This is a genomic window from Phytohabitans maris, assembly GCF_031085175.1.
Lineage (GTDB): Bacteria > Actinomycetota > Actinomycetes > Mycobacteriales > Micromonosporaceae > Phytohabitans > Phytohabitans maris.
The window spans coordinates 211,051-235,626 of sequence record NZ_JAVHUY010000006.1 but is presented as its reverse complement, the minus strand read 5'-3'; the positions used below and the strand labels follow the sequence as shown (position 1 = coordinate 235,626).

The 24,576-nt window shown below is 74.0% G+C and carries 21 protein-coding genes and 1 pseudogene; 10 read left to right on the top strand and 12 right to left on the bottom strand.

Annotated elements, in window-relative coordinates; all coding sequences use genetic code 11:
• The first annotated feature begins 42 nt into the window (after nt 1-42).
• The gene (locus tag RB614_RS08615) at nt 43-891 is read left to right on the top strand and encodes a GNAT family N-acetyltransferase (RefSeq protein WP_308711852.1); all 849 of its coding nucleotides are present in this window, start codon (nt 43-45) and stop codon (nt 889-891) included.
• Nucleotides 892-1,734: 843 nt separating this feature from the next.
• Here RB614_RS08615 and RB614_RS08610 read toward each other — a convergent pair.
• The 3 genes from RB614_RS08610 to lgt form a co-directional block, all read right to left on the bottom strand.
• Nucleotides 1,735-4,755 (bottom strand): AfsR/SARP family transcriptional regulator, encoded by a 3,021-nt coding sequence (locus tag RB614_RS08610; protein ID WP_308711851.1) that lies wholly within the window; start codon nt 4,753-4,755, stop codon nt 1,735-1,737.
• A gap of 215 nt (nt 4,756-4,970) precedes the next feature.
• Nucleotides 4,971-6,167, bottom strand: a complete 1,197-nt coding sequence (locus RB614_RS08605; RefSeq protein ID WP_308711850.1) for an FAD-dependent oxidoreductase — start codon at nt 6,165-6,167, stop codon at nt 4,971-4,973.
• A gap of 27 nt (nt 6,168-6,194) precedes the next feature.
• Entirely contained in the window at nt 6,195-7,445 is a 1,251-nt protein-coding gene (gene lgt / locus RB614_RS08600; protein WP_308711849.1) for a prolipoprotein diacylglyceryl transferase, read from the bottom strand.
• A 119-nt stretch (nt 7,446-7,564) separates the two neighbouring features.
• On the opposite strand from lgt, the gene RB614_RS08595 reads away from it, so the two are divergent.
• The 3 genes from RB614_RS08595 (at nt 7,565) to RB614_RS08585 (ending at nt 8,750) form a co-directional block, all read left to right on the top strand.
• Nucleotides 7,565-8,059, top strand: a complete 495-nt coding sequence (locus tag RB614_RS08595; RefSeq protein WP_308711848.1) for an NUDIX hydrolase — start codon at nt 7,565-7,567, stop codon at nt 8,057-8,059.
• 65 nt (nt 8,060-8,124) lie between these two features.
• Entirely contained in the window at nt 8,125-8,382 is a 258-nt protein-coding gene (locus RB614_RS08590; protein ID WP_308711847.1) for a type II toxin-antitoxin system Phd/YefM family antitoxin, read from the top strand.
• Nucleotides 8,379-8,750 carry a type II toxin-antitoxin system VapC family toxin gene (locus RB614_RS08585; protein ID WP_308711846.1) on the top strand — a complete coding sequence of 124 codons (372 nt, stop codon included), beginning with the start codon at nt 8,379-8,381 and terminating at the stop codon, nt 8,748-8,750. The genes RB614_RS08590 and RB614_RS08585 overlap by 4 nt, the downstream gene beginning before the upstream one ends.
• Here RB614_RS08585 and trpA read toward each other — a convergent pair.
• The 3 genes from trpA to trpC all read right to left on the bottom strand — a co-directional run bounded on the left by trpA (nt 8,740) and on the right by trpC (nt 11,753).
• Nucleotides 8,740-9,540: a tryptophan synthase subunit alpha gene (gene trpA, locus RB614_RS08580; RefSeq protein ID WP_308711845.1), complete on the bottom strand. Its 801-nt coding sequence runs from the start codon at nt 9,538-9,540 to the stop codon at nt 8,740-8,742. The two genes, RB614_RS08585 and trpA, sit on opposite strands and share 11 nt — an antisense overlap.
• A 192-nt stretch (nt 9,541-9,732) precedes the next feature.
• The gene (gene trpB, locus RB614_RS08575) at nt 9,733-10,953 is read right to left on the bottom strand and encodes a tryptophan synthase subunit beta (RefSeq protein WP_308711844.1); all 1,221 of its coding nucleotides are present in this window, start codon (nt 10,951-10,953) and stop codon (nt 9,733-9,735) included.
• Complete coding sequence (gene trpC, locus RB614_RS08570) at nt 10,950-11,753, bottom strand: indole-3-glycerol phosphate synthase TrpC (protein ID WP_308711881.1); 804 nt, start codon at nt 11,751-11,753, stop codon at nt 10,950-10,952. The genes trpB and trpC overlap by 4 nt, the downstream gene beginning before the upstream one ends.
• Before the next feature lie 410 nt (nt 11,754-12,163).
• Between trpC and RB614_RS08565 the strand changes: the two genes are divergently transcribed.
• On the top strand, nt 12,164-12,448 hold the full coding sequence (locus tag RB614_RS08565; protein WP_308711843.1) for a hypothetical protein: 285 nt from the start codon (nt 12,164-12,166) through the stop codon (nt 12,446-12,448).
• On the opposite strand, the gene RB614_RS08560 is transcribed toward RB614_RS08565, so the two are convergent.
• From RB614_RS08560 to hisI, 3 genes are read right to left on the bottom strand one after another with little or no spacing between them, the layout of a single operon-like run.
• Nucleotides 12,361-12,858 carry a Trp biosynthesis-associated membrane protein gene (locus tag RB614_RS08560; protein WP_308711842.1) on the bottom strand — a complete coding sequence of 166 codons (498 nt, stop codon included), beginning with the start codon at nt 12,856-12,858 and terminating at the stop codon, nt 12,361-12,363. The two genes, RB614_RS08565 and RB614_RS08560, sit on opposite strands and share 88 nt — an antisense overlap.
• A complete protein-coding gene (locus RB614_RS08555) occupies nt 12,855-14,366 on the bottom strand; it encodes an anthranilate synthase component I (protein ID WP_308711841.1) in 1,512 nt (503 codons plus the stop codon). Before RB614_RS08555 ends, RB614_RS08560 begins: the two co-directional genes overlap by 4 nt.
• Nucleotides 14,363-14,827: a phosphoribosyl-AMP cyclohydrolase gene (hisI, locus tag RB614_RS08550; RefSeq protein ID WP_428982956.1), complete on the bottom strand. Its 465-nt coding sequence runs from the start codon at nt 14,825-14,827 to the stop codon at nt 14,363-14,365. The genes RB614_RS08555 and hisI overlap by 4 nt, the downstream gene beginning before the upstream one ends.
• Before the next feature lie 250 nt (nt 14,828-15,077).
• Here hisI and RB614_RS08545 point away from each other — a divergent pair, with 250 nt between their 5' ends.
• Complete coding sequence (locus RB614_RS08545) at nt 15,078-19,190, top strand: midas domain-containing protein (protein WP_308711839.1); 4,113 nt, start codon at nt 15,078-15,080, stop codon at nt 19,188-19,190.
• 115 nt (nt 19,191-19,305) lie between these two features.
• Here RB614_RS08545 and RB614_RS08540 read toward each other — a convergent pair whose 3' ends face one another.
• Both RB614_RS08540 and RB614_RS08535 read right to left on the bottom strand, forming a co-directional pair.
• Complete coding sequence (locus RB614_RS08540) at nt 19,306-20,307, bottom strand: aldo/keto reductase (protein WP_308711838.1); 1,002 nt, start codon at nt 20,305-20,307, stop codon at nt 19,306-19,308.
• A complete protein-coding gene (locus tag RB614_RS08535; protein ID WP_308711837.1) occupies nt 20,301-20,663 on the bottom strand; it encodes a MerR family transcriptional regulator in 363 nt (120 codons plus the stop codon). The genes RB614_RS08540 and RB614_RS08535 overlap by 7 nt, the downstream gene beginning before the upstream one ends.
• A gap of 162 nt (nt 20,664-20,825) precedes the next feature.
• Between RB614_RS08535 and RB614_RS08530 the strand changes: the two genes are divergently transcribed.
• The 3 genes and pseudogenes from RB614_RS08530 to RB614_RS08520 all read left to right on the top strand — a co-directional run.
• Entirely contained in the window at nt 20,826-21,545 is a 720-nt protein-coding gene (locus RB614_RS08530) for an ABC transporter ATP-binding protein (RefSeq protein ID WP_308711836.1), read from the top strand.
• Entirely contained in the window at nt 21,542-22,279 is a 738-nt protein-coding gene (locus tag RB614_RS08525; protein ID WP_308711835.1) for an ABC transporter permease, read from the top strand. The genes RB614_RS08530 and RB614_RS08525 overlap by 4 nt, the downstream gene beginning before the upstream one ends.
• Before the next feature lie 43 nt (nt 22,280-22,322).
• Nucleotides 22,323-22,910: pseudogene (locus tag RB614_RS08520) on the top strand (TetR/AcrR family transcriptional regulator); the annotation flags it as partial.
• Between the two features lie 134 nt (nt 22,911-23,044).
• Here the strand turns inward: RB614_RS08520 and rpsD are convergent.
• Entirely contained in the window at nt 23,045-23,653 is a 609-nt protein-coding gene (rpsD, locus tag RB614_RS08515; protein ID WP_308711834.1) for a 30S ribosomal protein S4, read from the bottom strand.
• Between the two features lie 70 nt (nt 23,654-23,723).
• Between rpsD and RB614_RS08510 the strand changes: the two genes are divergently transcribed.
• Complete coding sequence (locus RB614_RS08510; RefSeq protein ID WP_308711833.1) at nt 23,724-24,539, top strand: DUF2470 domain-containing protein; 816 nt, start codon at nt 23,724-23,726, stop codon at nt 24,537-24,539.
• Nucleotides 24,540-24,576 lie beyond the last annotated feature (37 nt).

Here is a 24,576-nt window from a genome sequence, read left to right as displayed (position 1 = left end):
CGTTAGGGGTTCCTGAACTCCACCAGCGGAGATTGATCACACGTGACTGAACTGTTCGAACGGCTGGAACGCTTCTACGACGCCGTACCCAGGGACGGTGCGCACACCGAGGACTTCGGGGGACTCGTGCTCTTCGTCCGTGACGGACCGGGTTGGCCGTTCTACGCGCGCCCCCGCCTGGGCGCCCACGAACCGCCTTCCGCCGCCGACATTACCTCGGTTCGGGCGAGGCAGCGCGCTATCGGTGCACCGGAGGCGTTCGAGTGGGTACACGAGGTTACCCCGGACCTACTGGCCGTGGCCCGTTCCGCGGGCTTGGCGGTCCTCGAGGCGCCGCTGCTGGTGCTGGACCCGTCGGCCCTGGTCACGCCCCCGGGCGCGGACGTCCGCTTCCTGGACCCGGCGACCCCGTCGTTCGCCACCGACGTCGCCGTGCGCCGTGCGGTGGGCGCGGTCGGCTTCGGCTCGCCCGGCACGTCGACCGGACCGGCCGGTCCCGAGGACCGGGACGCCGCGGTACTGCCGGTGACCGCGGCCGAGCTCGCCGACGAGCGGCGCATGATGGAGGCCGGCCGCCGCGCGTCGGTACTGGGATATTTGTCACCACCGGCCGCCGACCCGGAGCTGGCGGGCGTCCTGGCCAGCGGCATCCTCCAGCGGGTCGACGACGTCGCCGAGATCGCCGGCGTGGCCGTCCTGCCCACCGCCCGGCGCCGCGGCCTGGGCGCGGCGGTCACCGCCGCCCTCGCCCGGCACGCCCTGGACACCGGCGTCGACCTGGTCTTCCTCTCCGCGGGCAGCGACGACATCGCCCGCGTCTACGCCCGGGTCGGCTTCAAGCGCGTCGGGACCGCCTGCATCGCCACCCCGTCCCTGTTCCCCACCGCCTAGCGAGGTCTCGGAACAAGGGTGGCTTCGGCCGTGGGCTACCGCGCTGTCCGCCGTGGTCCCGGCCGCCGCTCCCGCGCCTCACCCTCCGCGCCCCTCCCCGGCCGGGCGGATGTGTGCGTGCGGGAAGCTCTCGAGCTGCCCCGTCTGTGCGTGCGCCTCCCCAGCCGGTGCGGACCAGGACAAATCGCCCCCGTCTGTGACCATCACCCCGGCTCCGCAAGCTCTCCGGGGAGCGCGCGGAAGCGACAGAAACCAGGTTGATGCCCCGGTCCGTGCCGGCTGCGGACCGCATTGGGGTGCTTTCCCGCGGGCACCGCTGCGGAGGGTGGCGATCGGGTCCGCGGGACCGGTTTGGGTTGAGCCGCGACGGCACCAGCCCTTGATCGGGCTGGCTCTGCGCAGATCGTGGTACTTGGCTGCCCCTCCAGGGGCAGTTGGATACCACGATCTGCGCCGTGGGCTGATCTCACAGCGCCGATCTTGGGAAGGGCGGCTGGATCGCGGGGGCGCGGTGATCGTTCGACCGGAATCGGCGCGACAAAGCCGGCGGAGCGGCCGCCATCGGGTAGGCGATCAGCGGCGGCCAGCGCGGTGCGCCGCAATCGTCCGGTGGTCGTGGCCCGACCTGCGGGTGCGGGGCGGTGTGGGCGGGTTCGGTTGTGAAGCGCGGAGGGTGCGGCCGCGGGAACGCACCCCAAAGAAACGCTCCGCTGCGCTCCACGTTTCCCCGGGGACCCCGCGCAACGGTCCGGACCACCGCGGGCGTCGCGGTAGCCCGCCTCTCTGTCTTGAACTGGATCTTCCAGGAGCTCGCCAGGGCGCGCGGAGTGGGCGGCGGTCGGGTCAGATCGGGGGGAGCAGGGCCTGCGCGGGCAGGGGTGTGGCGTCGCCGAGGGCGGCGCGGAGGGCGGCGGCGGTGGCTTCGGTGTCCGGGCGCTCGCAGGCGGGGACGGGCGCGCCGATCTCCTCGCGGATGCGGCTCGCGTCGGCCAGGAGCTCGGCGGCGCGGGCCGGGTCGTCGCGGCGGTGGACCTCGGCGAGCGCCTCCAGCACGCTCGCCGTGCGCCAGCGGTCGCCGACCTTGCGGTGGGTGGCCAGGCTCAGCGCCAGGTGCTCCTCCGCCCGATCGGCCCGGCCGGTGCGGAGTTCGACCAGGCCGCGCAGGTTGTGCGCCCAGCCGACGCCCTCGGGGAAGCCGAGCGTCGCGTACCGCTCGAGGGCGGCGTCGAGCAGGCTGGTGGCGCGGTCGGTGTCGCCGCGGTAGAGGGCGACGGCGCCGAGGTTCATCAGGGCGGAGGCGGCGGCCTCGGCGTCGCCCAGCCGCTCGAACCAGCGGCGGCAGGCGCGCAGCCGCAGCTCGGCGCGGTCGAAGTCGCCGGCGAGCCAGGCGGTGAAGCCGCGCAGCTGGACCGCCCGGGCCTCGCCCAGCTCGTCGCCGCACTCGACGTAGATGGCGGCGGCCTTGTCGAGGTGGGCGGCGGACGCCTCGTACTGGGCGCGCTCGCGGGCGACCGAGCCGAGGATCATCTCCACCCGGGCCTCGGCCCGGCGGTCGCCGACGGCGCGGTAGGCGGCGTGGGCGGCACCGGCGTACTGGGCGGCGGCGGAGTAGTCGCAGAGCAGCATCGCGAGCATGGCGGCGTCGGCCGCTGCCGCGCCGCGCAGCAGGGAGGGGGCGCGGGGGTGGCGGGCGAGCGCGGCGGCGAGCCAGTCGTGGGCCTCGCGGTAGTGCCCCTCGATCCGGCAGAACATGGCCAGCGCGGTCGCCAGCCGCAGGTCACCGTAGGGCACGGCGGTCGGCCGGGCCTCGGCCAGCCAGGCCATGGCGGCGCGCAGGTTGGCCGCGTCGGCGCGGAGCCGGGCCAGCCCGACCTCCTGGGCGTGGCCGCGCAGGTCGGCGTCGGCCGACTCGGCCAGCCGCAGGTAGTGGGCGGCGTGTGCGGTGCGGGCGGCGGGCACCTCGGCGTGCAGGCGGGCCAGGGCGTGCCGGCGGATGGGCATCAGCAGGCGGTAGCGGCCCCGGTCTTCCTCGATCAGCGAGGCGTCGACGAGCTGGGCGAGCGCCGCCGGGTCGGAGCTGGTGCCGGCCCGCAGCGCGTCGGCGGCGGCCGCGTCGAAGCTGCCGGCGAAGACCGCCAGCCGCTCGAAGAACCGCTGCACGTCCGGCGCGAGCTGGGCCAGGCTGGACTCGACGGCGGCGGCCACGGTGCGGTGGCGGGCCGGCGTGGTGGGGTCGGGGCTGTGCAGCAGCCGCTGGTCGGTGCGGATGCGGGCGACGATCTCGGGCACGCTGAGCAGCGGCGTGCGCGCGGCGGCCAGCTCGATCGCCAGCGGCAACCCGTCGAGCTCGGCGCAGAGCTGGGCAACCGCGTCGGCGCTGCCCTCCGGCACCGGGCGGCCGGAGCGGGCCTGTGCCCGCTCCAGGAAGAGCCGGGTCGCGGCGTGTGTGGCCAGCTCGGCCAGCGTGTGACCGGCGGCGGGCGCGGGGAGGGGCAGCGGCGGTACGGGTACGACGGACTCGTCCTGGGCCCGCAGCGGCGCCCGGCTCGTGGCCAGGATCCGCAGCCCCGGGCAGCGCGCCAGCAGCTCGCGGGCCAGCTCGCCGCAGCCGGCGACGAGGTGCTCGCAGTTGTCCAGCACGAGCAGTACGTCGTGCGCCCCGATCTCCTCGGCGATCGCGTCGACCGGGTCAAGGCCGGGGTCCTCGCGCAGGCTGAGCGTCTCCGCGACGGCGGCCGCCACCCGCTCCGGCCGGTCGATGACGCTCAGGTCGACGAACCAGGGCACCCGCTCGCCGGTGACCGCCTCGTGGCCGTCGCCCCGCCCGCCCCCCGCGGAGAGACCTGGGTGGCTCGCCGCGGCGATCGCCAGCCGGGTCTTGCCGGCGCCGCCGGGCCCGACCAGCGTGACCAGCCGGTGCGCGGCGAGCCGGGCGGCGATGTCGTCGAGCAGCGCGTCGCGGCCGAGCAGGCTGGTCAGCGGCACCGGGGGCGCCGCCACCCGCCGGGGCGCCCGGGGCTCGGGGCGGGGTGGGGCGGGCAGCTCGGCGATGTCGCCCCGCTCGGCCGCCGCGGCGAGGGCGCGCAGCCGCTCCCCCGGCTCGACGCCGAGCTGGTCGGCGAAGGTGCGGGCGGCGCGCTCGTACACCGAGCGGGCCGCCGCCCGACCGCGGCTCAGCAGCGTCGCGGTCAGCAGCAGCTCCCAGCGGCGCTCGCGCAGCGGGTGCTTGACCACGCCCGCCTCGAGCTCGGTGGCCGCCGTCTCGGCCACCTCGGCGGCCTCGATGCCGGCGAGCACCGCGGCCCGGTCGGCGACCGGCGCGCCGCTGGCCCGGACGGCGTCCGCGGCCTGGCGCAGCACGCAGTCCCACCGCTCCTCGCGGGCCCGGGTGCGGCTGTCGTAGAGCCGCTTGGTCTCCGCCTCGGCCCAGCCGGCGAGCGCGATGCCGTCGAGTGGCGTGTCGGTGCGCCAGCGGGCCAGCGCCCGGTCGTAGAGGGCGATCGCGGCGGGCAGGTCGCCGGCGCCGCGGCGGGAACGGGCCCGGCGCAGCTCGTCGTGGTAGCGCAGGGCGTCGATGTAGCGCCCGGCGAGGCGCATGCCGGAGGCGCGGGTCTGCAGCGCGCCGCGCAGGCCGCCCCGGGCCAGCGCCCCGGCGAGGGCCGCCGCGTCGCGGTCGAGCGCCACCGGGTCGAGGCCCGCCGCGCTCAGCTGGCCCCACCCGACGATCTCGCCGCCGCGCAGGCCGAGGACGGCCAGCAGCCGGCGCGCGCCGGTGGCGAGCGGCACCGGCCCGCCCGGACCGGCCAGCTCCACCGGCCCCAGCAGGCGCACCTGCCCCGGGCGTGCGCGTAGGCCATCCGTCATTGCGCGTAGTGTCCCCCTCGCGCGCAGCGACGGTCAGCATCCTTTCGGTCCGAATTCGGCCCCCGGCGTGTGCGGCCGGGGTTGTCCGCCCGGCCACGTGACTGCCCCCTTCGGCCAGATTCGGCGGGCAGTGTTTGGCGACCCCGTGATCGAAGCTCCCCCCACGTCGTTAGGACGACTTCGAAGGAGCCTTGATCACCCTGCGGCGGCGCCGGTCAGGCGGGCGGTTTCCAGGCCGCGGCGGCGGTCGCGGCGCTCCCCATCAGGCGGGGGCTGATAGTACCGAGCGCGGCATCCCGGGCACGCAACGCGAGGCGGCCGCGCGCCTGGAGGACGGCCGACATCCGCCGGGTCTGGCGTACGACGGTGGCGGCGCGGGGGCGGCGGAGCCGGGAGTACGCGGCGATCGCCTCCTGGGTCTGCCGGCCCGGCACCGCGTCGCGCAGCACCGAGCGGAGCGTCGCCGCGTCCTCCAGCGCGAGGCAGGCGCCCTGGCCGAGGTGGTGCGGCATGGCGTGGGCGGCGTCGCCGAGCAGGGCGAAGCCGCCCGGGCCGGCCGGGAAGCCGTACTCGCGGGGCAGCGGCCGCAGCTCGCGCACCTCCTGCTGCACCAGGTCGTCGGGCTCGGTGGCGGCGAGCAGGTCGCCGATCGGCGCGTGCCACGCGGCGAACCACCGCCGCAGCAGCGCGAGCTGGGTGGCCGGCGGCTCGGGGCGGGGCGCGCCGGCGGCGGTGGCGACCCAGTAGATGCCGCCCCGCGTGGAGCCACCGGACGAGCCGCGCTGGCCGAGCTGGGCGGCGACGAAGCGGTAGCCCGCGCCGAGCGTCTCCCCCACCACCGGGCGGCCCTCGTTGAGCGGGGGCACGCGGTACCAGGGGATGACCGCTCGCCACGCCGCGCACCCCGAACTGACCACAGTGGACTCCGGTGCGAGCAGCCGGCGCACCGCGCTGTCGATGCCGTCGGCGGCCACGACGATGTCACCCTCGTACGTGGTGCGCCCGTCGCTCACCGCCGGCCGCTCCCGCTCGTCCGCGCGGGCGGTACGCACGGACACGCCGGTGCGCAGCTCGACCCGGTCGCCGAGCCCGGCCACGAGCGCGTCGTGCAGGTCTTCACGGTGCACGATCACCGGGCCGCGCCCGCTCACCCCGCGCGGCTGCACCAGCCACTGCCCGTCCGGCCGCCGGATCCCGCTCTCCGGCAGCGGCGTCGCGATCGCGTCGAGCCCGGCCGCGAGACCGAGGGCGTCGAGGGCGCGCACCGCGTTGGGCCAGAGGATCAGCGCGGTGTGCTCGGCCCGGACCCGGTCGTCGCGCTCCAGCACCGTCACCTGCCAGCCGGACCGGGCCAGTGCGCCCGCCACGGCCAGGCCGCCGATGCCCGCCCCGACGACCACAGCCGTACGCATGGGTGGCGCCCCCTCGATCTCGTGCGCTCAGCGGTCTTCGGTGGATCGGACCGCGCGGTCCGGCGGGTCGGATTCGGCGTCGCCGGCCGGGCCATTGTCACCGCCGGCCGAGGCGCTCGGATCGGACGTCCCGTCCGCCTTTGCCGTGCCCGTGTCGTCGTCTTCCCCGGCGTCCTCGGTGATCGCCACGTCGCCGGTCCGCTCGGCCGGCTCGTCGTCGGCGAAGTCGTCGAGCAGGTCGTCACCCGCCGGGTCCTCCGCCGGCTCGCCGTCCGAGGGGAGCTCGCCGGTCTCCTTGTACCGCAGGTACTGCTCCTCGGTGACCACGCGGTAGCCGCTCGGCTTGGCCGCCGCCCGCTCGGCCGCGCTGCCCGATACGTCCCGCTGGGAGACGTCGCCGCCACCGGCACCCACCGGCGCCAGCGCGGGCGCGTCCCTGGGCACGAGGAACTCCTGCGGTCCCCGGGTCCGCACGAAGTAGAGCAGGCCGCCGAGGAAGACGATCACCGAGACCCAGACGTTGACCCGCGCGCCGAGGATGGTGTTGGCCTCGTCGGTGCGCATCAGCTCGATCCAGAACCGCCCAGCGGTGTAACCCATCACGTACAGCGCGAACGCCCGCCCCTTGCCCAGCTTGAACCGGCGGTCGACGAGCAGCACCAGCGCCGCGACCCCGATGTTCCAGAGCGCCTCGTAGAGGAACGTGGGGTGGTAGAGGTCGGGCTCGACGATGGGGTCGCCGTTTTGGTCGGTGAGGGCGTGGCCCGGGTTTTCCGGATCCATCTGGTGGATCTTCAGGCCCCAGGGCAGGGTGGTGACACCGCCGTACAGCTCGTTGTTGAACCAGTTGCCGACCCGCCCCACCGCCTGCGCGAGCGGCAGGCCCGGCGCCACCGCGTCGGCGACGACGGTCAGCGGGAGGCCGAGCTGGCGGCAGGCGATCCAGCCGCCGAGCACACCGCCGGCCACCGCGCCCCAGACGCCGAGACCGCCCTCCCAGATCTTGAACGCGTCGGCCGGGCTGCCACCCTCGCCGAAGTAGTCCTGCGGCGAGGTGATCACGTGGTAGAGCCGCGCGCCGACGATGCCGAACGGCACCGCCCACACCGCGATGTCGAGGACCGCCCACGGCGGCGCGCCCCGGCGACGCAGCCGGAACTCGGTCACCAGGCAGGCGACCGCGATGCCGAGGACGATGCAGAGCGCGTATGCCCGGATCGGGATCGGACCGAGGTCCCAGACGGCTGAGCTGGGGCTCGGGATTGCGGCGATTGTCACGGGTGCACACGCTACCGTCGTGGGCTGCGCTCGCGTTAGCCCGGTCACGCCCAAATCGACCAGGTTCTGAGGTGAACGACGGCTGACTTCTCCGTTGGGCGGTCGTACGCTCTTTTGACATGAGCTCTTTGACCTCCGCGGTCGCCGCCGTCATCACCGACGCCGCTGGCCGCGTGCTGCTCTGCCAGCAAAGTCAGGGGCACCGGCTCTGGTGCCTGCCCGGCGGTCGCATCCGCCAGGCCGAGAGCCCGGTCCACGCGGCGATCCGCGACATCCGCGAGGAGACCGGCCTGGAGACCCACATGGTCGACGTCGTCGGCATCTACCAGCTGACCGGCGACGCCTGCGGTGAGGACATGCCCGACGTGCTCAAGTACGTCTTCCGCGGGCAGATCGACGGCGGCGAGGCGAGCGTCAACTCGCCCGGCCGGATCTGCTGGCTGTCGTGGCACGACCCCGAGGCGCTGCCCGGCCCGATGACGCCGGTCGCCCGCGCGGCGATCGCGGACGCCGTGGCCGGCCGCTCCGGCGTGCTGCGCCACGTCGAGCGCGACAGCGAGCCGGAGATCCCGGACGCGGCCGAGCCCGAGCCGCTCGCGGTGGCCGCCAGCTGAACGGGGCGCCTTACTTTTACCCCTCGAGCGGGGGTAGACTAACCTCCTTAGCTAAGGAGGTTCAGATGTCGCGCGAGCCCGCGCCGCAGTTCAACATCCATGACGCCAAGACCAACCTCTCCCGGATCATCGAGCGGGTCGAGCGTGGCGAAGAGGTAATCATCAGCCGGGCCGGCCGGCCGGTGGCGAAGGTAGTTCCGCTGACGCGCGGGGTCCACCGCGTCGGTCGCGGGTCGCTGCGCGGGCGGTTGGTGATGACCGAGGATTGGGACTCCGACGCGACCAACAAGATCCTCGCAGACGAGTTCGAGACCTCACTATGAGGGTGCTCCTCGACACCCACGTCGTCCTCTGGTGGCTGGCCGACGATCCCACCCTTGCCGACGACGTCAAGCACGTCCTCGACGCGGAGCCCGATGCCTACGTGAGCACGGCGACGCTCTGGGAGGTCTCCATCAAGCAGGCGCTCGGCAAGCTGGGGCCCACCGATCTGCCTGAGCGCGTGCGGGATGCCGGCTTCCGGCCGCTACCGATCACCATGGACCACGCCATCGCCGCCGGGCGGCTGCCGGAGATCCATCGCGATCCCTTCGACCGGATGCTAGTGGCGCAGGCCCAGTGCGAAGGCATGACGCTCGTGACCCGCGACGAGCACATCCACAAGTACGACGTGGCGCTGCTCAGCGTGTGACCGCCCGCACGCCGCGGGCCAGGTCGGCGCTGAGCGCGCGCAGCGACGCCAGCCCGGCGGCCTCGTCGGGCGCCTCCAGCACGCAGCGGACCAGGGCGCTGCCCACGATCACCCCGTCGGCGAACGAGCCGACCTCGGCGGCCTGCGCGCCGTCGCGTACCCCCAAGCCCACGCCGACCGGCAGGTCGGTGACCGCCCGGACGCGGGCGACCAGCGCGGGCGCCGCGGCCGACGTCTGCTCGCGGGCGCCCGTGACGCCCATGACGGCGGTCGCGTAGACGAAGCCGCGGCAGTTGGCCACGGTCATCGCGAGCCGCTGGTCGGTCGACGAGGGCGAGACGAGAAACGTGCGGTCGAGCTGGTGCGCGTCCGACGCCGCCAGCCACTCCTCCGCCTCGTCCGGGATGAGGTCGGGCGTGATGAGCCCGGCGCCCCCGGCGGCGGCGAGGTCACGGGCGAAGGCGTCGACGCCGTACCGCTCGATCGGGTTCCAGTACGTCATCAGCACCACCGGTACGCCGGTGCGGGCGACCGCCTCGATGGCGCGCAGCGTGTCCCGGGTGCGTACGCCGCCGGCGAGCGCGATGTCGCTGGCCTTCTGGATCACGGGGCCGTCCATGACCGGGTCGGAGTAGGGCAGCTCGACCTCGATCACGTCGATGCCCGCCTCGGCCATCGCGACCATCGCGGCGATGCTGCCCTCCACGGTCGGGAAGCCGGCCGGCATGCACCCGATCGCCACCGCCCGCCCCTCGGCGCGCGCCTTTTCGAAGACCTCGGTGACGCTCACGCCCGTCCTCGCTTCGCCGCGGGCGGGCGCGAGGCTCCAAGCGCCCTCTGCTTGATGATTCGCTCGCTGCGCTCGCTCACGCCCGTCCTCGCTTCACCGCGCGCGGGCGCGATGCGCCGAGAGCGCCGCGCTCGCTCACGCCCGTCCTCGCTTCGCCGCGCGGGCGTGACGCGCCGAGAGCGCCGCGCGCGCTCACGAGGCGAGGATCCCGAAGTAGGAACCGGCGGTCTCCACGTCTTTGTCCCCCCGACCCGACAGGTTGACGATGATGGTCGGCTCGCGGCCGAGCTCCGCAGCGAGCGTGGGCGCGATGGCGAGCGCGCCGCCGAGCCCGTGCGCGCTCTCGATCGCCGGGATGATCCCCTCGGTGCGGCAGAGCAGCTGGAAGGCGTCCATCGCCTCGGCGTCGGTCACCGGCAGGTACCGCGCCCGGCCGGTGTCGTGCAGCCACGCGTGCTCCGGCCCGACGCTGGGGTAGTCGAGCCCGGCGGAGATCGAGTACGACTCGATGGTCTGCCCGTCCTCGTCCTGCAGCACGTACGTCCGGGCGCCGTGCAGCACGCCCGGCGAGCCGCCGCTGAACCGGGCCGAGTGCCGGTCGGTGGTCACGCCCTCGCCGCCGCCCTCGAACCCGTACAGCCGGACGCCCTCGTCGCCCACGAACGCGTGGAAGATGCCGATCGCGTTGGACCCGCCGCCCACGCAGGCCGCGACCGCGTCGGGCAGCGCGCCGGTCTGGTCGAGGATCTGCTGGCGGGCCTCCACGCCGATGCCGCGCACGAAGTCGCGCACCATGCCCGGGAACGGGTGCGGTCCGGCCGCCGTGCCGAGCAGGTAGTGCGTTTCGTCCACACTGGACACCCAGTCGCGGAGCGCTTCGTTGATCGCGTCCTTGAGCGTGCGCGAGCCGGTCTTCACCGGGATCACGGTGGCGCCGAGCATCTTCATGCGGGCGACGTTGAGCGCCTGGCGCTCGGTGTCGACCTCACCCATGTAGACGACGCACTCCAGGTCCATCAGGGCGGCGGCGGTGGCGGTGGCCACCCCGTGCTGCCCCGCGCCGGTCTCGGCGATCACCCGCCGCTTGCCCATCCGCTTGGTGAGCAGCGCCTGGCCGAGCACGTTGCGGACCTTGTGCGCGCCGGTGTGGTTGAGGTCCTCGCGCTTGAGGAAGATCCGGGCGCCGGCGGCCGCGGAGAACCGGTCGGCGCGGTAGAGCAGCGACGGTACGCCCGCGTAGTCGCGCAGCAGCCGCCCGAACTCCGCCTGGAACGCCTCGTCGGCCATCGCGTGCCGGTACGCCGCGTCGAGCTGGTCGAGCGCCGCGATGAGCGCCTCGGGGACGAAGCGCCCGCCGTACCGCCCGAAGTGCCCGCTGACGTCCGGCAGCAGCCCCGCGGCCGACGCGTTCATCGAACCGGCCTCGGGGTCGCCGGGTGGTTGCCGGCGTTGACCAGCTCGGCCACCGCGTCGCGGGGGCTCTTCTTGGTGACCAGCCCTTCGCCGACCAGGACGGCGTCGGCGCCGGCCGACGCGTACCGGATCAGGTCGTGCGGGCCCCGCACCCCGGACTCGGCGATCTTGACGACGCTGTTGGGCAGGCCGGGCGCGATCCGCTCGAAGACCGAGCGGTCGACCTCGAGGGTGCGCAGGTTGCGCGCGTTGACGCCGACGACCTTGGCGCCGGCCTCGAGCGCGCGGTCGGCCTCCTCCTCGGTGTGCACCTCGACGAGCGCGGTCATGCCGAGCGACTCGATCCGCTCCAGCAGGCCGGTCAGCACCTTCTGCTCCAGGGCCGCCACGATCAGCAGCACCAGGTCGGCGCCGTGCGCGCGGGCCTCGTGCACCTGGTAGCTGGAGACGACGAAGTCCTTGCGCAGCACCGGCACCCCGACCGCGGCCCGCACCGAGACGAGGTCGTCGAGTGAGCCGCCGAACCACCGCCCCTCGGTGAGCACGCTGATGCACCGGGCACCGCCCGCCGCGTACTCCGTGGCCAGGTCGGCCGGGTCCGGGATCTCGGCCAGCTGCCCCTTGGACGGGGACGAGCGCTTGACCTCGGCGATCACGCCGACACCGGGGCGGCGCAGGGCCGCGTAGGCGTCGTGCGGTGGCGGCGCGGCGGCCGCGAGCTCCTTGACCCGCTCCAGCGAGACCCGCTGTTGTCGCAGCTCGACGTCCTCCCGCACACCGGCGAGGATCTCGTCGAGCACACTCGCGGGTCCCCCGGCGGCCGGCTTGCCGCCCTCGTCTTCCGCGTACGCATGCTCAGCAGTCACCAACGGACTCCCCTTTCCGGGTGTCATTCGCCCGATGCTAGGCGGCCCCACGGAGGTGTCCGAGTCCGGGGTATGGCACGCCCCGCCGGTTGGACTCGGGCATAATGCCCGAGCTTGGTCGGCAAGATCCGGTCGCGTCGCGCCCGCGCCGAGCGAAGCGAGCGCGGCCGGCAGCGCCGGGCTGGTTGTTCGGCGCGTCACGTTCCGGCCACGCGATGGCCGTCTGCCGGGTTGGTTGCTGGACACTTGACCGGCGGGTCATAGACCCGAAACAGACCTCCCGCACGATCGTCTTCAGGCAGACTGTTCGACGGTGCCCGTCACCTTGAACCCGGAGCGCAGCCATGAGCGACACGCAGCCCAACGGCCTCGTCGAGATTCCCCGTTCTGTCCTTTCCATGGCCGTCGGCATGATCGACACGGTGGAGCGAGTGGTCGTCGGGGACGCCCGGGTGCGCACCGCCCGCCGCAACGCGTGGGAGGCCATCTGCGCCGACCGCGCCCGCGCCCTCCACCAGGACGAGGTGCGCCGGCTGGTGAGTCAGCTCAGGGTCGGGTCCTCCCCGCGGTCGAGGGCGTCCCAGGCGTCCGTGGGCCGGTCGCCCCGCCGCCGCGCCGCCCGCTCGTAGCGGGTCCCCAGCCCGGGCCAGGACGGCCCGCGCAGGGCGGTGAGAGCACCGCCCGCGGCCAGCGCCAGCCCACCGGCCACGCAGGCCAGGGCCCACGCCGTGGTCTCGCGCAGACCGTAGGCGCCACCAGCGACCACCCCAAGACCCACAAGCAGGAGGAGTACGCCGATCCACCGTCGCGCCCAGCGGCGGGTGGCCACGATCGCGCCCGACCCGGCAAGACCGACCACCGCGAGGGGCGGAAGCCACGGCAGAAGGTCGCCCCCGGTGCGCGGGGTGCGCAGCGAGGGCAGCGGCTCCGGCCGGGTGACCACGTCGACGGTCCAGGTGCGGGTCGCCGCGAAGAGCGCCAGTCCCGCGCCGGCGAGGCAGAGGAGGACGGTGCAGGCGATCTGGCGTCGTTCGTTCATCGGGCGGGTTTCAGGGTTTCCGCCGCGGCGATGGCGGCCAGGACGGCGGCCGCCTTGCTCTGCGTCTCCCGCTCCTCCGCGGCCGGGTCGGAGTCGGCGACGATGCCGGCGCCGGCCTGCACGTAGGCCCGGCCGCCGCGGATGAGGGCGGTGCGGATCGCGATCGCCATGTCCATGTCGCCGCCGAAGCCGAAGTAGCCGACCGTCCCCCCGTACAGGCCGCGGCGGGTCGGCTCCAGCTCCTCGATGATCTCCATGGCCCGCACCTTCGGCGCGCCGGAGAGCGTGCCGGCCGGGAACGTCGCGGCGAGCGCGTCGAACGCGGTCTGGTCCGCGCGCAGCTCACCGACCACAGTGGAGACGATGTGCATCACGTGGCTGTACCGCTCGATGGTCGCGAACTCCGGCACCTCCACCGTGCCCGGCCGGCACACCCGGCCCAGGTCGTTGCGGCCGAGGTCGACGAGCATCACGTGCTCGGCCCGCTCCTTGGGGTCGGCGATCAGCTCGGCGGCGAGGCCACCGTCCTCCTCCGGGGTGGCGCCGCGCCGCCGGGTGCCGGCGATGGGATGGAGCAGCGCCGTCCGCCCGGTCACCTTGAGGTGGGCCTCCGGCGAGGAGCCGACGATGTCGAAGCCGTCGAAGCGGAGCAGGTACATGTACGGGCTGGGGTTGGTCGTGCGCAACACCCGGTAGACGTCGAGCGGGTCGGCGGTGGTCGCCCGTTCGAAGCGCTGTGCCACCACGATCTGGAAGCACTCGCCGGCGCGGATCGCCTCCTTGGCCACCTCGACCGCCTTGGGGTACGCCCCCGGCTCGGTGCGGCTCGCCACCTCGCCGAGCGGTGGGCTGTCCACTGTGGAGATCATCGGCGGGATGGGGCGGGAGAGCGCGGTGGTCATCGCGTCGAGCCGGCCGACCGCGTGGTGGTACGCGGCGTCGTGGTCGCGCTCTTCGACGATCGCATTGGCGACGAGGATCGCGGCACCCTCGTAGTGGTCGAGCACCACGAGGTCGGTGGCGAGCATCATGCCGAGCTCGGGCAGTTCGAGGTCGTCCTCGGCGAGGGTGGGGAGACGCTCGAAGCGGCGCACCAGGTCGTACCCGAGGTAGCCGACCATGCCCCCGGTGAGCGGTGGGAGGCCGGCGGGCGTCTCGTTGTTGGTGAGGGCGGCGACCGTCCGCTTCAGGACGTCGACCACCTCGCCCTCGGTCGGCACGCCGGCCGGCGGCGTGCCGAGCCAGGCGGCCCGGCCGTCCCGCTCGACGAGGGTGGCGGCGCTGCGGACCCCGACGAACGAGTAGCGCGACCACGCCGTACCCGCCGAGCCGGCCCCCTGCTCGGCCGACTCCAGCAGGAAGGTGCCGGGCCCGCCGGCCAGCTTGCGGTAGACCCCGATGGGCGTCTCTGCGTCGGCCAGCAGCCGCCGGGTGACCGGCACGACACGGCGGGTGGCGGCGAGACCGCGAAACGTGGCAAGGTCGGGGCTGACCGCTCCGCTCGTCATGCTGTTCCTCCCTGGTCCGCGCGGCTCTGGTCCTCGCGACCGTGACCTTCGCGGCTCTGGTCTCCCCGGACGCCCGTCTTGGCGGGCAGTTCGTCGAAGAAGCACGTGTGGTTTCCCGTGTGGCAGGCGGCGCCGACCTGCTCGACGGTGACCAGCACGGTGTCGCCGTCGCAGTCGAGGGCGACCCCCTTCACGTACTGGTGGTGGCCCGACGTCTCGCCCTTCACCCAGTACTCCTGGCGGCTGCGCGACCAGTAGGTGGCCCGGCCGGTGGTGAGCGTACGGTGCAGGGCCTCGTCGTCCATCCAGGCCATCATGAGCACGTCGCCGGTGCCGTGCTCGCGCACGATCGCGGCGACGAGACCGGCCTCGTTGCGGCGCAGTCGGGCCGCGATAGCCGGATCGAGGACGGACGGTCGGACGGCCTTGGTCGGCGGTTCAGGTACAGGCACAGTGTCCAATTGTTCCGCAAGGGATTTGATGCTCTTCGAGGGGCTGTGCGAAGGACCGCTGGACGGTAGGTTGTCGGTGCGCCGCCAGGGTCTCCGGCGGGGTGCCCAGTTGTCAGGCTGGGCCAGAATCGCAACGGTTCGGCGCGACGTCCGCCTTCCCGTGGGCTGCTGCGCTCGCCGAAGATCACGTACGGGCGCACCGGGCACCCCGGCATCCGCTCGCCGGGGCCCAGCCGAGCGGACGGAGGACACCACAGTCATGCAGCCCACCCCCACGCCAGGTTCCGAGCACGACGACACCGAGACCACCGCGGCACTCCCCGTGATACCCGCCGGGCTGCTGCCCGGTCAGCGCCAGCCCTCCGACCTCTCCGCGGAGCCGACCACGGCCCTCCCCCCGGGGGAAACCACCACCGCCCCCTCGGGTACCACCGCTCTCCCCTCGGGTACCACCGCTCTCAACGAGCCGACGACGGAGATCCCGATCATCGTCCCGCGCGAACGGGCCCAGGAGTCCCCCCTCCCCCCGCTCACCGACCAGCTGATCGACTCCTCCACTCCGCCTTCGGCCCCGCCCGCCCCGTACGACACCCCCGCGGCCCCTGACGCCGCCACCCCCGAAGCCCCACCCTCCACCACGGAGGCGGACGCCACCTCCGCTCCCGGCGCTCCCATCGTCGAGGCCAAGCCCGAAGCCGACCCCGTCCCCGCGCCCGAGGCGGACGCCGCCTCCACCGTCGAGGCTGAGCCCGAGGCCGACCTCGTCTCCGCACCCGAGGCGGACGCCGCCTCCACCGTCGAGGCCGAGCCCGAAGCCGACCCCGTTTCCGCACCCGAAACGGACGCCGTCCCCGCGCCCGAGGCGGACGCCGCCTCCATCATCGAGGCCGCGCCCGAAGCCGACCCCGTCCGCGCGCCTGAGGCGGACGCCGCCTCCATCATCGAGGCCGAGCCCGAGGCGGACCCCGTCTCCGCCGTTGAGGCCGCGCCCGAGGCGGAGGCCGCCTCCATCATCGAGGCCGCGCCCGAGGCCGACGCCGCCTCCGCGCCCGAAGCGGACGCCGTCTCCACCGTCGAGGCTGAGGCCGAGGCGGAGGCTGAGGTGATGCTGGAGCCGGAGGCGCCGGCGGACGCCGAAGCAGCGGCCCCTGACACGGACGTCGCGGACGCCATTGGTTCGGACGCCGAGGCCCCGACCGCCGAGCCGGAGGCCGAGGTGGAAACGCCCGAGGCGGTTGTCATGGTGGACGCGGCGCCGGACCTGGAAACGGACGCCGAGCCCGACGCGCCGACTCCCGAGTCCGACGCGGTCGCCGAGACACCCACCGAGCCCGCCACCGACGGCACCCCGCCGGCTCTCGACGCCACCATCGACGCGGTCGCCGCCGAGCCGGAGGCCGAGAGCGCGGCAGCCGAGCCCACGGCAGACAACGACGCCGACCCGGTCGCGGAGCCGGTAGCCGAGGTCGCGACCGCACCCCAGGTGGACCCCGTCGCCGGGGCCGAAGCCGACGCGATCGAGGCCGAGGCCCCGCCGGAAGCCGACACCCGGCCGGAGGCCGGCGCCGATCCGGCCACGGAGGTCGAGGACGAGCCAGCCGCCGAGCCCGAGCCAGCAGCCGACGCCGCAGTGGACGCGCAGCCTGAGCCGGTCGGGGCAGACGCCGTGGTGGACGCGCAGGCCGAGCCGGTCGGGGCAGACGCCGTGGTGGACGCGCAGGCCGAGCCGGTCGAGGCAGACGCCGAGGCAGGCGCTGTGCCCGGCATCGAGGCCGAGACCGCCGTGGATGGCGGTGCTACCGAGACCACCGGTGCTGCCGAGGCCGACGCGGTCGACGCTGCTGCTGGGATCGCCCCCGAGGCCGGTTCCGGTGAGGCGGCGTCCACAGAGGCGGCCGAAGCGGAGGGGAGCGAGTCCGCGACGGGCGTCATCGACGAGACTGCCGAAGCCGAGACGGGCGAGGCCGCAACGGGCGAGGCCGCAACGGGCGAGGCCGAAGGCGACGCACCCGCGGAGCCACAGGCCGACCCCGCCCTCCTCGCCGCGCCTGATGCCGAAGCCGCCGCCGAGACGGGACCCGGAGCAGAGGTCGGGGCCGAGCCCGAAGCCGAAGTCACCGGGTCCCAGCCGGAAGCCGCAGCCGAAGTCGGGGCCGAGATCGTCGCGGAATCCGAAGTTGAAGCGGCCGCCGGGACCGAGCCGGAGGCCGCAGCCGTCACGGAACCCGAAGCCGAGGTGGGCACCGAAAGCGACGCCGACGCGGAGACCGCGCCTGCCGTGGAAACGGCCGACGACGCCGAAGCTGCGGCGGAGACCGAGCCCGCGGCCGAGACCGCCGCCGTGACGGAGGCGGAGGCCGAGGCCCCTGCTGACGCTGCGGTGGACACCGAGACCGGGACGCCAGCCGAGGTGGAAGAGCCGACCGCGATCATCGCAACCGCCGGGGAGTCCACTGAGGACGTTGACGCCGAGGCGGGGGTCATCCCGGACGCCGGAGCGGACGCGCCCGCAGACGCCGACTTCGAAACGGACGCGACGCCCGAAGCCGAGGCCGAGGCGGATGCGACAGCCGACGCCGACGCGGAGGCGGACGGCGACGCCCCAACCGCCGAGGTCGCGGAGGCTGCCGCTGAGCCAGGAGCGGAAGCTGAACCAGGAGCGGAAGAGGAGACGGAGTCCGAAGTCGACGCCGAGCCGGTCTTGGCGACCGACGCCGGCGCGGTGTCCGAGGTGGACACGGAAGCCAGCCTCGCCGCATCGCCCGCCGTGGACGACGAAGCGGCTGTCGACTCCGAAACAGCCGTGGACGGCGAAACGACCGGCGACCCTGAACCAGCCGTGGACAGTGAAATCGACGGCGCATACGCGATCGGCGAGCCGGCGGCGGAGGCCGTCGCGCAGGAGGAGCCCGCGGCGCTTGATGCCGAGGCGGTCGCCGCGGAGGATCTCGCAGCGCCCGAGACGGAGATCGCCGCCGAGCCCGACACCGCCGCCGAGGCAGAGCCAGCGGCCGAGGCCACCGTCGAGGCCGAGGACGCCCTCGACACAGAGGCCACCGTCGGGGCCGGGGACGCCATCGGGGCCGAGGACGCAGTCGGGGCTGAGGCTGAGGTCGACACGGCGCCACAGGCTGACACCATTGCGGCAGCCGAGCCCGACGCCGAGGCCGGGCCGGAGACCGAGACGGACGCCGGCGCCGAGACTGTGGCTCAAGCGGAGCCTGAGCCGCTGGTCGCGGTCGAGGACACCGCCGAAGGCGACAGCGACACAGGGGCCGCCGAGGCCGAGAGCGCGCCGGCGACAAGCGCCGTTGCCGAGGTGGAGCCCGAGACGGTGCCTGAGGCGGAGCCCGAAACGGCGGCGGCCGCCGACGCGGAGGCTGCGGGCGAGGGCGAAGTGGCTACGGCCGAGACCGACGCGGGGGCTGAGGCCAGCGAGGCAGCGGCCGCAGAGGCATGGGCCGGCACGGACGTCGAGGCGGCCCCCGGTGCTGAGGGCGCGGCCGAGACCGCCGGCGCGGAAGACGACGCCGGTGATGTGAGCGGCGCCGGCGCTGATCCTGACCTGGACCTCGACCAGCCGGCCGAGGTCGGCGCGTTCGGCGCGCCTTCGGGGTCGCTTTCGCCTGCTGATGCTCCCGCCGAGGTCGTACCCGGCATCAACGGGGCGGCCGTCACCGACGCGTGGGCGGAGCCGGCGGATCGGGCGGCCGACGAGACACTCATTGAGGAGGAAATCATTCAACCGACAGATGCCACCGCCGAGCGGGAGGTCACCCCGGCCGCAGGAGTTCTGGACAAGGACTGGTCCAACCCGGAGCCGGTCGTGGCGCCGCTGACGGCCAGTGCGCCGCCGGTCGGTGACGACCACGACTGGACGGTCCCGCCCGTCGACGGCGACGCGCCCGCGGCCGCCACCGACGAGAGCGCCGTCGAAGCGGAAGCCGGCGAGACGGCCGCCGACGCCGATGCGGAGCAGAGCGCCGCCGACGAGGCCGCCGCGGTCGGGGCGCCGGCAGCCCTCGCGGTACTCGGTGAGGGTGAGGCACACCACGGCGAGCTCGAAGAGGCCACGCAACGGGGGCCGGGCGACCTGGCGGAGACGCAGATCGCGGTCTGGAGTGAGGAAGCGGCCCAGCGGTTCCGCGAGGACTGGCAGCTGATCAAGGCGAACTTCGTCGACGATCCGGTCGCCGCCGTCGCGCAGGCCCAGGCGCTCGTCGCCAGCGCGGTGCACGCGCTGGGTGAGCGGCTGCTGGCCGAGCAGGTCGACCTGGACCCGCGCCGGCAGGCGGACGCCCCGGACACCGAGGCGCTGCGGGTCGCCATGCAGCAGTACCGCGACTTCCTCGACCGGGTGCTCGCCCTCTAGCAAGAGATCTTGGAGAGTTAGGGCGCCATACGAACCCTAACTCTCCAAGATCTGCCAGGTCCGCCCGTGAACGCGGGGCAGCGGGGCCAGCCCGGCCGCGCCCGCGAACGTTGGCTCAGTGGCCGACGAAGCGCATCGCGGCCTCGGCGTACCGGGCACCGGCGACCGCGGCCCTCGGTACCGCCGCGGAGAGGCGGGACACCTGCTCGGGCGTGAGCGCCAGGTCGGCGGCGGCCGTGTTCTCCTCCAGGTAGCGCACCCGCTTGGTACCCGGGATGGCCACCACCTCCTCGCCCTGCGCGAGCACCCACGCCAGCGCGGCCTGTGCGGGTGTGCAGCCGATCTCGGCGGCCACCTCGCGCACCTCGCCGGCGAGGGCGAGGTTGGTCGGGAGAGCCTCGGCGGAGAAGCGGGGCGCGCCGTTCGCGCGGTAGTCGCCCTCCCGCTGGAGCTGGTCGGTGCCGGTGATCGTGCCGGTCAGCATGCCGCGCCCCACCGGCGAGTACGCCACCAGCGTCACGCCCAGCTCGCGGCAGACCGCCAGCATCTCGTCCTCGACCTCGCGGCTGAAGAGCGAGTACTCCATCTGCACGGCCGCGACCGGGTGCACCGCGTGCGCGGCCCGCAGGGTCGCCGGGCTGACCTCGGAGAGGCCGATGTGGCGTACCTTGCCGGCCGCGACCAGCGCGGCCATCGCCCCGACCGTCTCCTCGATCGGCGTGGCGGGGTCGCGGCGGTGCAGGTAGTACAGGTCGATCGTCTCGATGCCGAGCCGTCCCAGCGAGGCGTCGCACGCGGCGGCCGCCCAGGACGGGCCGCTGTCCACCCGCGTGCCCGGCACCGCCGAGTGCGAGGCGCCGTCCGGCAGCCGGATCCCGAACTTCGTCGCCAGGAACACCTCGTCCCGCCGCGCCCGCACCACCGGGCCGAGGAGCCGCTCGTTGGCGCCCGCACCGTACGCGTCGGAGGTGTCGAAGTGGTTGACGCCCAGGTCGAGCGCGCGGTGCAGCACGCGGGTGGACTCGGCGTCGTCGGCCGGGCCGTACGCCATGCTCATGCCCATGCACCCCAGGCCGAGCGCGGAGACCGGGGCACCGGCGATGTGGCGGGTCAGCACGGTTCCTGCTCCATCTTCCCGTACACCTCGATCTTGTAGTTGAGGACCTTCAGGTCCTCTTCGAGTTCCGAGATCCGGGCCAGCACCCGGTCGCGGTGCGCCTCGAAGATGCGGCGGCGGGCGGCGAGCGTGCTGTCGCCCTCGCGAGCCAGCTCCGCGTACCGGCGCATGTCCCGCACCGGCATGCCGGTGCGCCGCAGCCGGGTCAGCAGGATCAGCCAGTCGAGGTCCTGCTGGGTGTACCGCCGGCGGCCGGCCGAGTCGCGTCCCACCGGCTCGACGAGACCCTCCTGCTCGTACCACCGCAACGTGTACGTGGTGAGACCGACCTGCTCCGCGGCCTCACTGACCGTCATCGTCATGCGTCCCAGACTTCCAGTTAGAGCCCACTCGAAGTCAAGCCACCGGAGCCGCCCGGCCGGTAGAGACCGCCGGGCTCGCGGGAAACGCCGACTTGAGTGCGAGCATGATTTCATCTAGCGTTGAGTTCATCGGATGATGAGTTTTTGGAGGAGACCATGACCAGCGCGATCGAGGTCCAGGACCTCGTCGTGGAGCGTGGAAAGAGGCGGGTGCTGCACGGGCTCACCTGCATGATCCCGCGCGGCAGCGTCACCGGGCTGCTCGGTCCCAGCGGCAGCGGCAAGACCACCCTCATGCGGGCGGTCGTCGGCGTCCAGGTCGTGCGGTCGGGCTCGATCATGGTGCTGGGCGAGCCGGCCGGGGCGGCACCGCTGCGCCGCAAGGTCGGCTACCTCACCCAGGCCCCGAGCGTCTACGCCGACCTGACCGTCCGGGAAAACGCCCGCTACTTCGCCGCGCTCTCCGGCTACGACGCGGCCACTGCCGAGCGGGCGGTCGCCGACGTGGGGCTGGCCGACGCGGCGAGCCAGCTCGTCGCCACCCTCTCCGGCGGGCAGCGCAGCCGCGCGTCGCTGGCCTGCGCGATCCTCGGCGAGCCCGAGCTGCTGGTGCTCGACGAGCCCACCGTCGGGCAGGACCCGGTGCTCCGCGACGAGCTGTGGAAGCAGTTTCACGACCTGGCCGGCAAGGGCACGACCATCCTGGTCTCCAGCCACGTGATGGACGAGGCCGGGCGCTGCGAGCGGCTCCTGCTGATCCGCGAGGGCGCGCTGATCGCCGACGACACGCCCGCGGCGGTGCGCGAGAGCGCCGGCACCGACGACCTCGACGAGGCGTTCCTCAGGCTGATCAGGGCCCAGGAGGTGACGGCATGAGCGCGCGGATCCTCGGCGCCACGATCGTGCGCATCCTGCGACAGCTGCTGCACGACCGGCGTACGGTGGCCATGCTCATCGTCGTGCCGGCGCTGCTGCTCGCCCTGCTCTACTTCATGTACGACGACCAGCCCATGGTCTTCGACCGGATCGCGCTGGTGATGCTCGGCGTGTTCCCGTTCGTGATCATGTTCCTGGTGACCAGCATCGCGATGCTCCGCGAGCGCACCAGCGGCACGCTCGAGCGGCTGCTGACCACCCCGCTGGGCAAGCTCGACCTGCTGTTCGGGTACGGGATCGCGTTCGGCCTCGCGGCGGCGGTCCAGGCCTCGGTGGCGGCCGCCCTGGCGTACTGGCTCTTCGATCTCGACACCGCCGGCAGCACCGGGCTGGTCATCCTGATCGCGGTGGTCAACGCGGTGCTCGGCGTGGCGCTCGGCCTGTTCTGCAGTGCCTTCGCCCGCACCGAGTTCCAGGCCGTACAGTTCATGCCAGTCGTAGCGGTCCCGCAGATCCTGCTGTGCGGGCTGTTCGTGTCCCGGGATCAGATGGCGGGGTGGCTGGAGGCGATCAGCGACGTGCTGCCGCTGTCGTACGCGGTGGAGGCGCTCCAGGAGGTCGGCGCGCACGCCGATCCCACCGCCACGCTCTGGCGCGACCTCGGCATCGTCGGCGGTTGCGTCGTGGTCGCCCTCGTGCTGGCCGCGGCCACGCTCCGGCGCCGCACGGCTTGAGAGAGCCGCCGCACGGCCCAGAGGTACCGAGGTAAGGAAGCACATGGCACGACGGACCGGGCGCCGCCCCGGCAACCCGGACACCCGCGAGTCGATCCTCACCGCGGCCCGGGAGACGTTCGCCGAGCGCGGCTTCGAGGCCGCGTCCATCAGAGGCATCGCGACCAGCGCCGGCGTCGACCCGGCGCTGGTCCATCACTATTTCGGTACCAAGGAGCAGCTCTTCAAGACCTGCATGAACTTTCCGATCGACCCGGCCGAGGTGCTCCCGCAGGTGCTCGCCGGCGGGGCGGAGGAGATCGGCGAGCGGCTGGTCCGGTTCTTCCTGCGGATCTGGGACTCGCCGGCCGGCGCCGCGGGCGTCGCGCTCCTGCGCTCGGCGGTCAGCAACGACTGGACCGCGCGGCTACTGCGCGAGTTCGTGACCACGCAGATGATCCGCCACGTGCTGCCCAAGCTGACCACCGAGCCGGCCGAGTCGCCGCTGCGGGCCAGCCTTGTCGCGTCGCAGATGGCTGGGCTGGCCATGGTGCGGTACGTGCTGAAGCTGGAGCCGCTCGCCTCCGCCGCACCCGAGGTGGTGGTGGCGGCGATCGGCCCCAACGTGCAGCGCTACGTGACCGGCGACCTGGGGACGGCGGCCGCGACAGCCGCGACCGAAAAAGCCGCCGCGATCGCCACGACCGAAAAAGCGGCCGCGGCGACCGGGAAAACGGCGGCGACGGCCGCGACAGGCGCCCCGGGAGAAAAGCGGGAGAAGACGGCTCAGCGCGAGTAGAACTCCACGACCAGCTGCTCGTCGCAGATCACCGGCACCTCGCGGCGCTCCGGCGCGCGCAGCAGCGTCGTGGTCAGCTCGGCGAGGTTGGTCGACAGGTACGGCGCGGTCGGCCCGTCCACGTGCGCCCCGGCGGCCGCGATCTGAAACGGCGCCTTCTGCCGGCTCGACTCGCGCACCTGGACGACCTGACCCGGCTTCACCCGGTACGAGGGACGGTCGACCTTCGCCCCGTCGACGGTGATGTGCCCGTGCGCGACGGCCTGGCGTGCCTGGTAGATGGTGCGGGCCAGCCCGGCGCGGAAGACCACCGCGTCCAGCCGCCGCTCCAGGAGCGAGACGAGCAGGTCACCGGTCTTGGCGGTGCTGCGGTGCGCTTCCTCGAAGGTCCGCCGCATCTGCTTCTCGCTGATGTTGTACTGGAAGCGGAGCCGCTGCTTCTCCAGCAGCCGCACCTGGTAGTCGGAGGTCTTGCGGCGCGACCGTCCGTGCACGCCCGGCGGGTACGGACGGCGCTCGAAGTACCGGGTGTCCTTGCGGGTCAGCGGGAAGCCGAGCGCCCGCGAGATGCGCGCCTTGGGTCGAGCCTGGTTCACGTAGACGTCTCCGTTCGAGTAGGTTAGCCTGCCCTTACTAAGCCTAACCTAACCGCCGGAGGTCTCCGACATGCAGCCCAGCCCCGCCGAGGTCGCCCGTACCCTGGCCGCCGGCCGGCTCCCCGGCAACGCGCACATCGCCTGCCGGCCCAGCCCGCACCGGGTACGGCACGCCACCGACGCGGCCGGCCGGGTGCTGATGCTGGTGCCGGCGGACGGTGAGCTCGCCGAGTCGCTGCGCCCGGCGGAGGGCGCCGACGACGTGGCCGTGGTGCTGGACGTGCAGGACGTGCCCCCGGTCGCCGGCTCGCCGACGCTCGGCCGCGTGTGGGTCTCCGGCTGGGCCGCGCCCCTCACCGGCGTCGAGGCACGCCAGGCCGCGCAGGACTTCGTCGAGATCGACCCCGTCGGCGACCTGCTGGACGTGGGGCGAGGCCAGGTCATGTTCCGGCTGGAACCGGCGGAGGTCCGCCTGGAGACCGGCGGGCGGATGAGGGAGATCGACCCGGACGAGTACGCCGCGGCCGAGCCCGACCCGCTCCAGGCCGTCGAGTGGGACCTGCTGACCGACCTGGCCGATCACCACGTGCAGGAGATGGCGGAGTTCATCCGGCGCCAGCTCGCCGACAGCGGCCATCGCGGCCCGGCCGGCCCGCCGCCCCGCGTGGTCCGCCTGGACCGCTACGGCTTCGTGGTCTCGCTCGGCGCTCCCGGCCGGGAGTACCGTGCCCGGCTCGCCTTTCCCCGCGCGGTGGCCGACCGGGCCGACCTGGCCCGCCTGCTCCACCCGGTGCTGTGCCGCCGCTGCGGCACCGGCACCCCCGCCGCCGTTGATCAGGGACTTGGTGGGGCGGCACGCCACACGACACACCCACCAACTCCCTGATCAACGGCAGGGGGCAGCGGGGGCGAGCTCCGTGACC

Coding starts and splice junctions, on each gene's coding strand:
- RB614_RS08555 (WP_308711841.1), bottom strand. CDS start 14,366: ATGACGAGCGGAGCGGTCAGCCCCGACCTTGCCACGTTTCGCGGTCTC.
- RB614_RS08565 (WP_308711843.1), top strand. CDS start 12,164: ATGAGCGACACGCAGCCCAACGGCCTCGTCGAGATTCCCCGTTCTGTC.
- RB614_RS08610 (WP_308711851.1), bottom strand. CDS start 4,755: ATGACGGATGGCCTACGCGCACGCCCGGGGCAGGTGCGCCTGCTGGGG.
- RB614_RS08595 (WP_308711848.1), top strand. CDS start 7,565: ATGAGCTCTTTGACCTCCGCGGTCGCCGCCGTCATCACCGACGCCGCT.
- RB614_RS08525 (WP_308711835.1), top strand. CDS start 21,542: ATGAGCGCGCGGATCCTCGGCGCCACGATCGTGCGCATCCTGCGACAG.
- RB614_RS08510 (WP_308711833.1), top strand. CDS start 23,724: ATGCAGCCCAGCCCCGCCGAGGTCGCCCGTACCCTGGCCGCCGGCCGG.
- trpB (WP_308711844.1), bottom strand. CDS start 10,953: ATGAACGCGTCGGCCGCGGGGCTGCTGCCGGACGTCAGCGGGCACTTC.
- RB614_RS08535 (WP_308711837.1), bottom strand. CDS start 20,663: ATGACGGTCAGTGAGGCCGCGGAGCAGGTCGGTCTCACCACGTACACG.
- RB614_RS08545 (WP_308711839.1), top strand. CDS start 15,078: ATGCAGCCCACCCCCACGCCAGGTTCCGAGCACGACGACACCGAGACC.
- RB614_RS08560 (WP_308711842.1), bottom strand. CDS start 12,858: ATGAACGAACGACGCCAGATCGCCTGCACCGTCCTCCTCTGCCTCGCC.
- RB614_RS08585 (WP_308711846.1), top strand. CDS start 8,379: ATGAGGGTGCTCCTCGACACCCACGTCGTCCTCTGGTGGCTGGCCGAC.
- RB614_RS08590 (WP_308711847.1), top strand. CDS start 8,125: ATGTCGCGCGAGCCCGCGCCGCAGTTCAACATCCATGACGCCAAGACC.
- RB614_RS08605 (WP_308711850.1), bottom strand. CDS start 6,167: ATGCGTACGGCTGTGGTCGTCGGGGCGGGCATCGGCGGCCTGGCCGTG.
- RB614_RS08530 (WP_308711836.1), top strand. CDS start 20,826: ATGACCAGCGCGATCGAGGTCCAGGACCTCGTCGTGGAGCGTGGAAAG.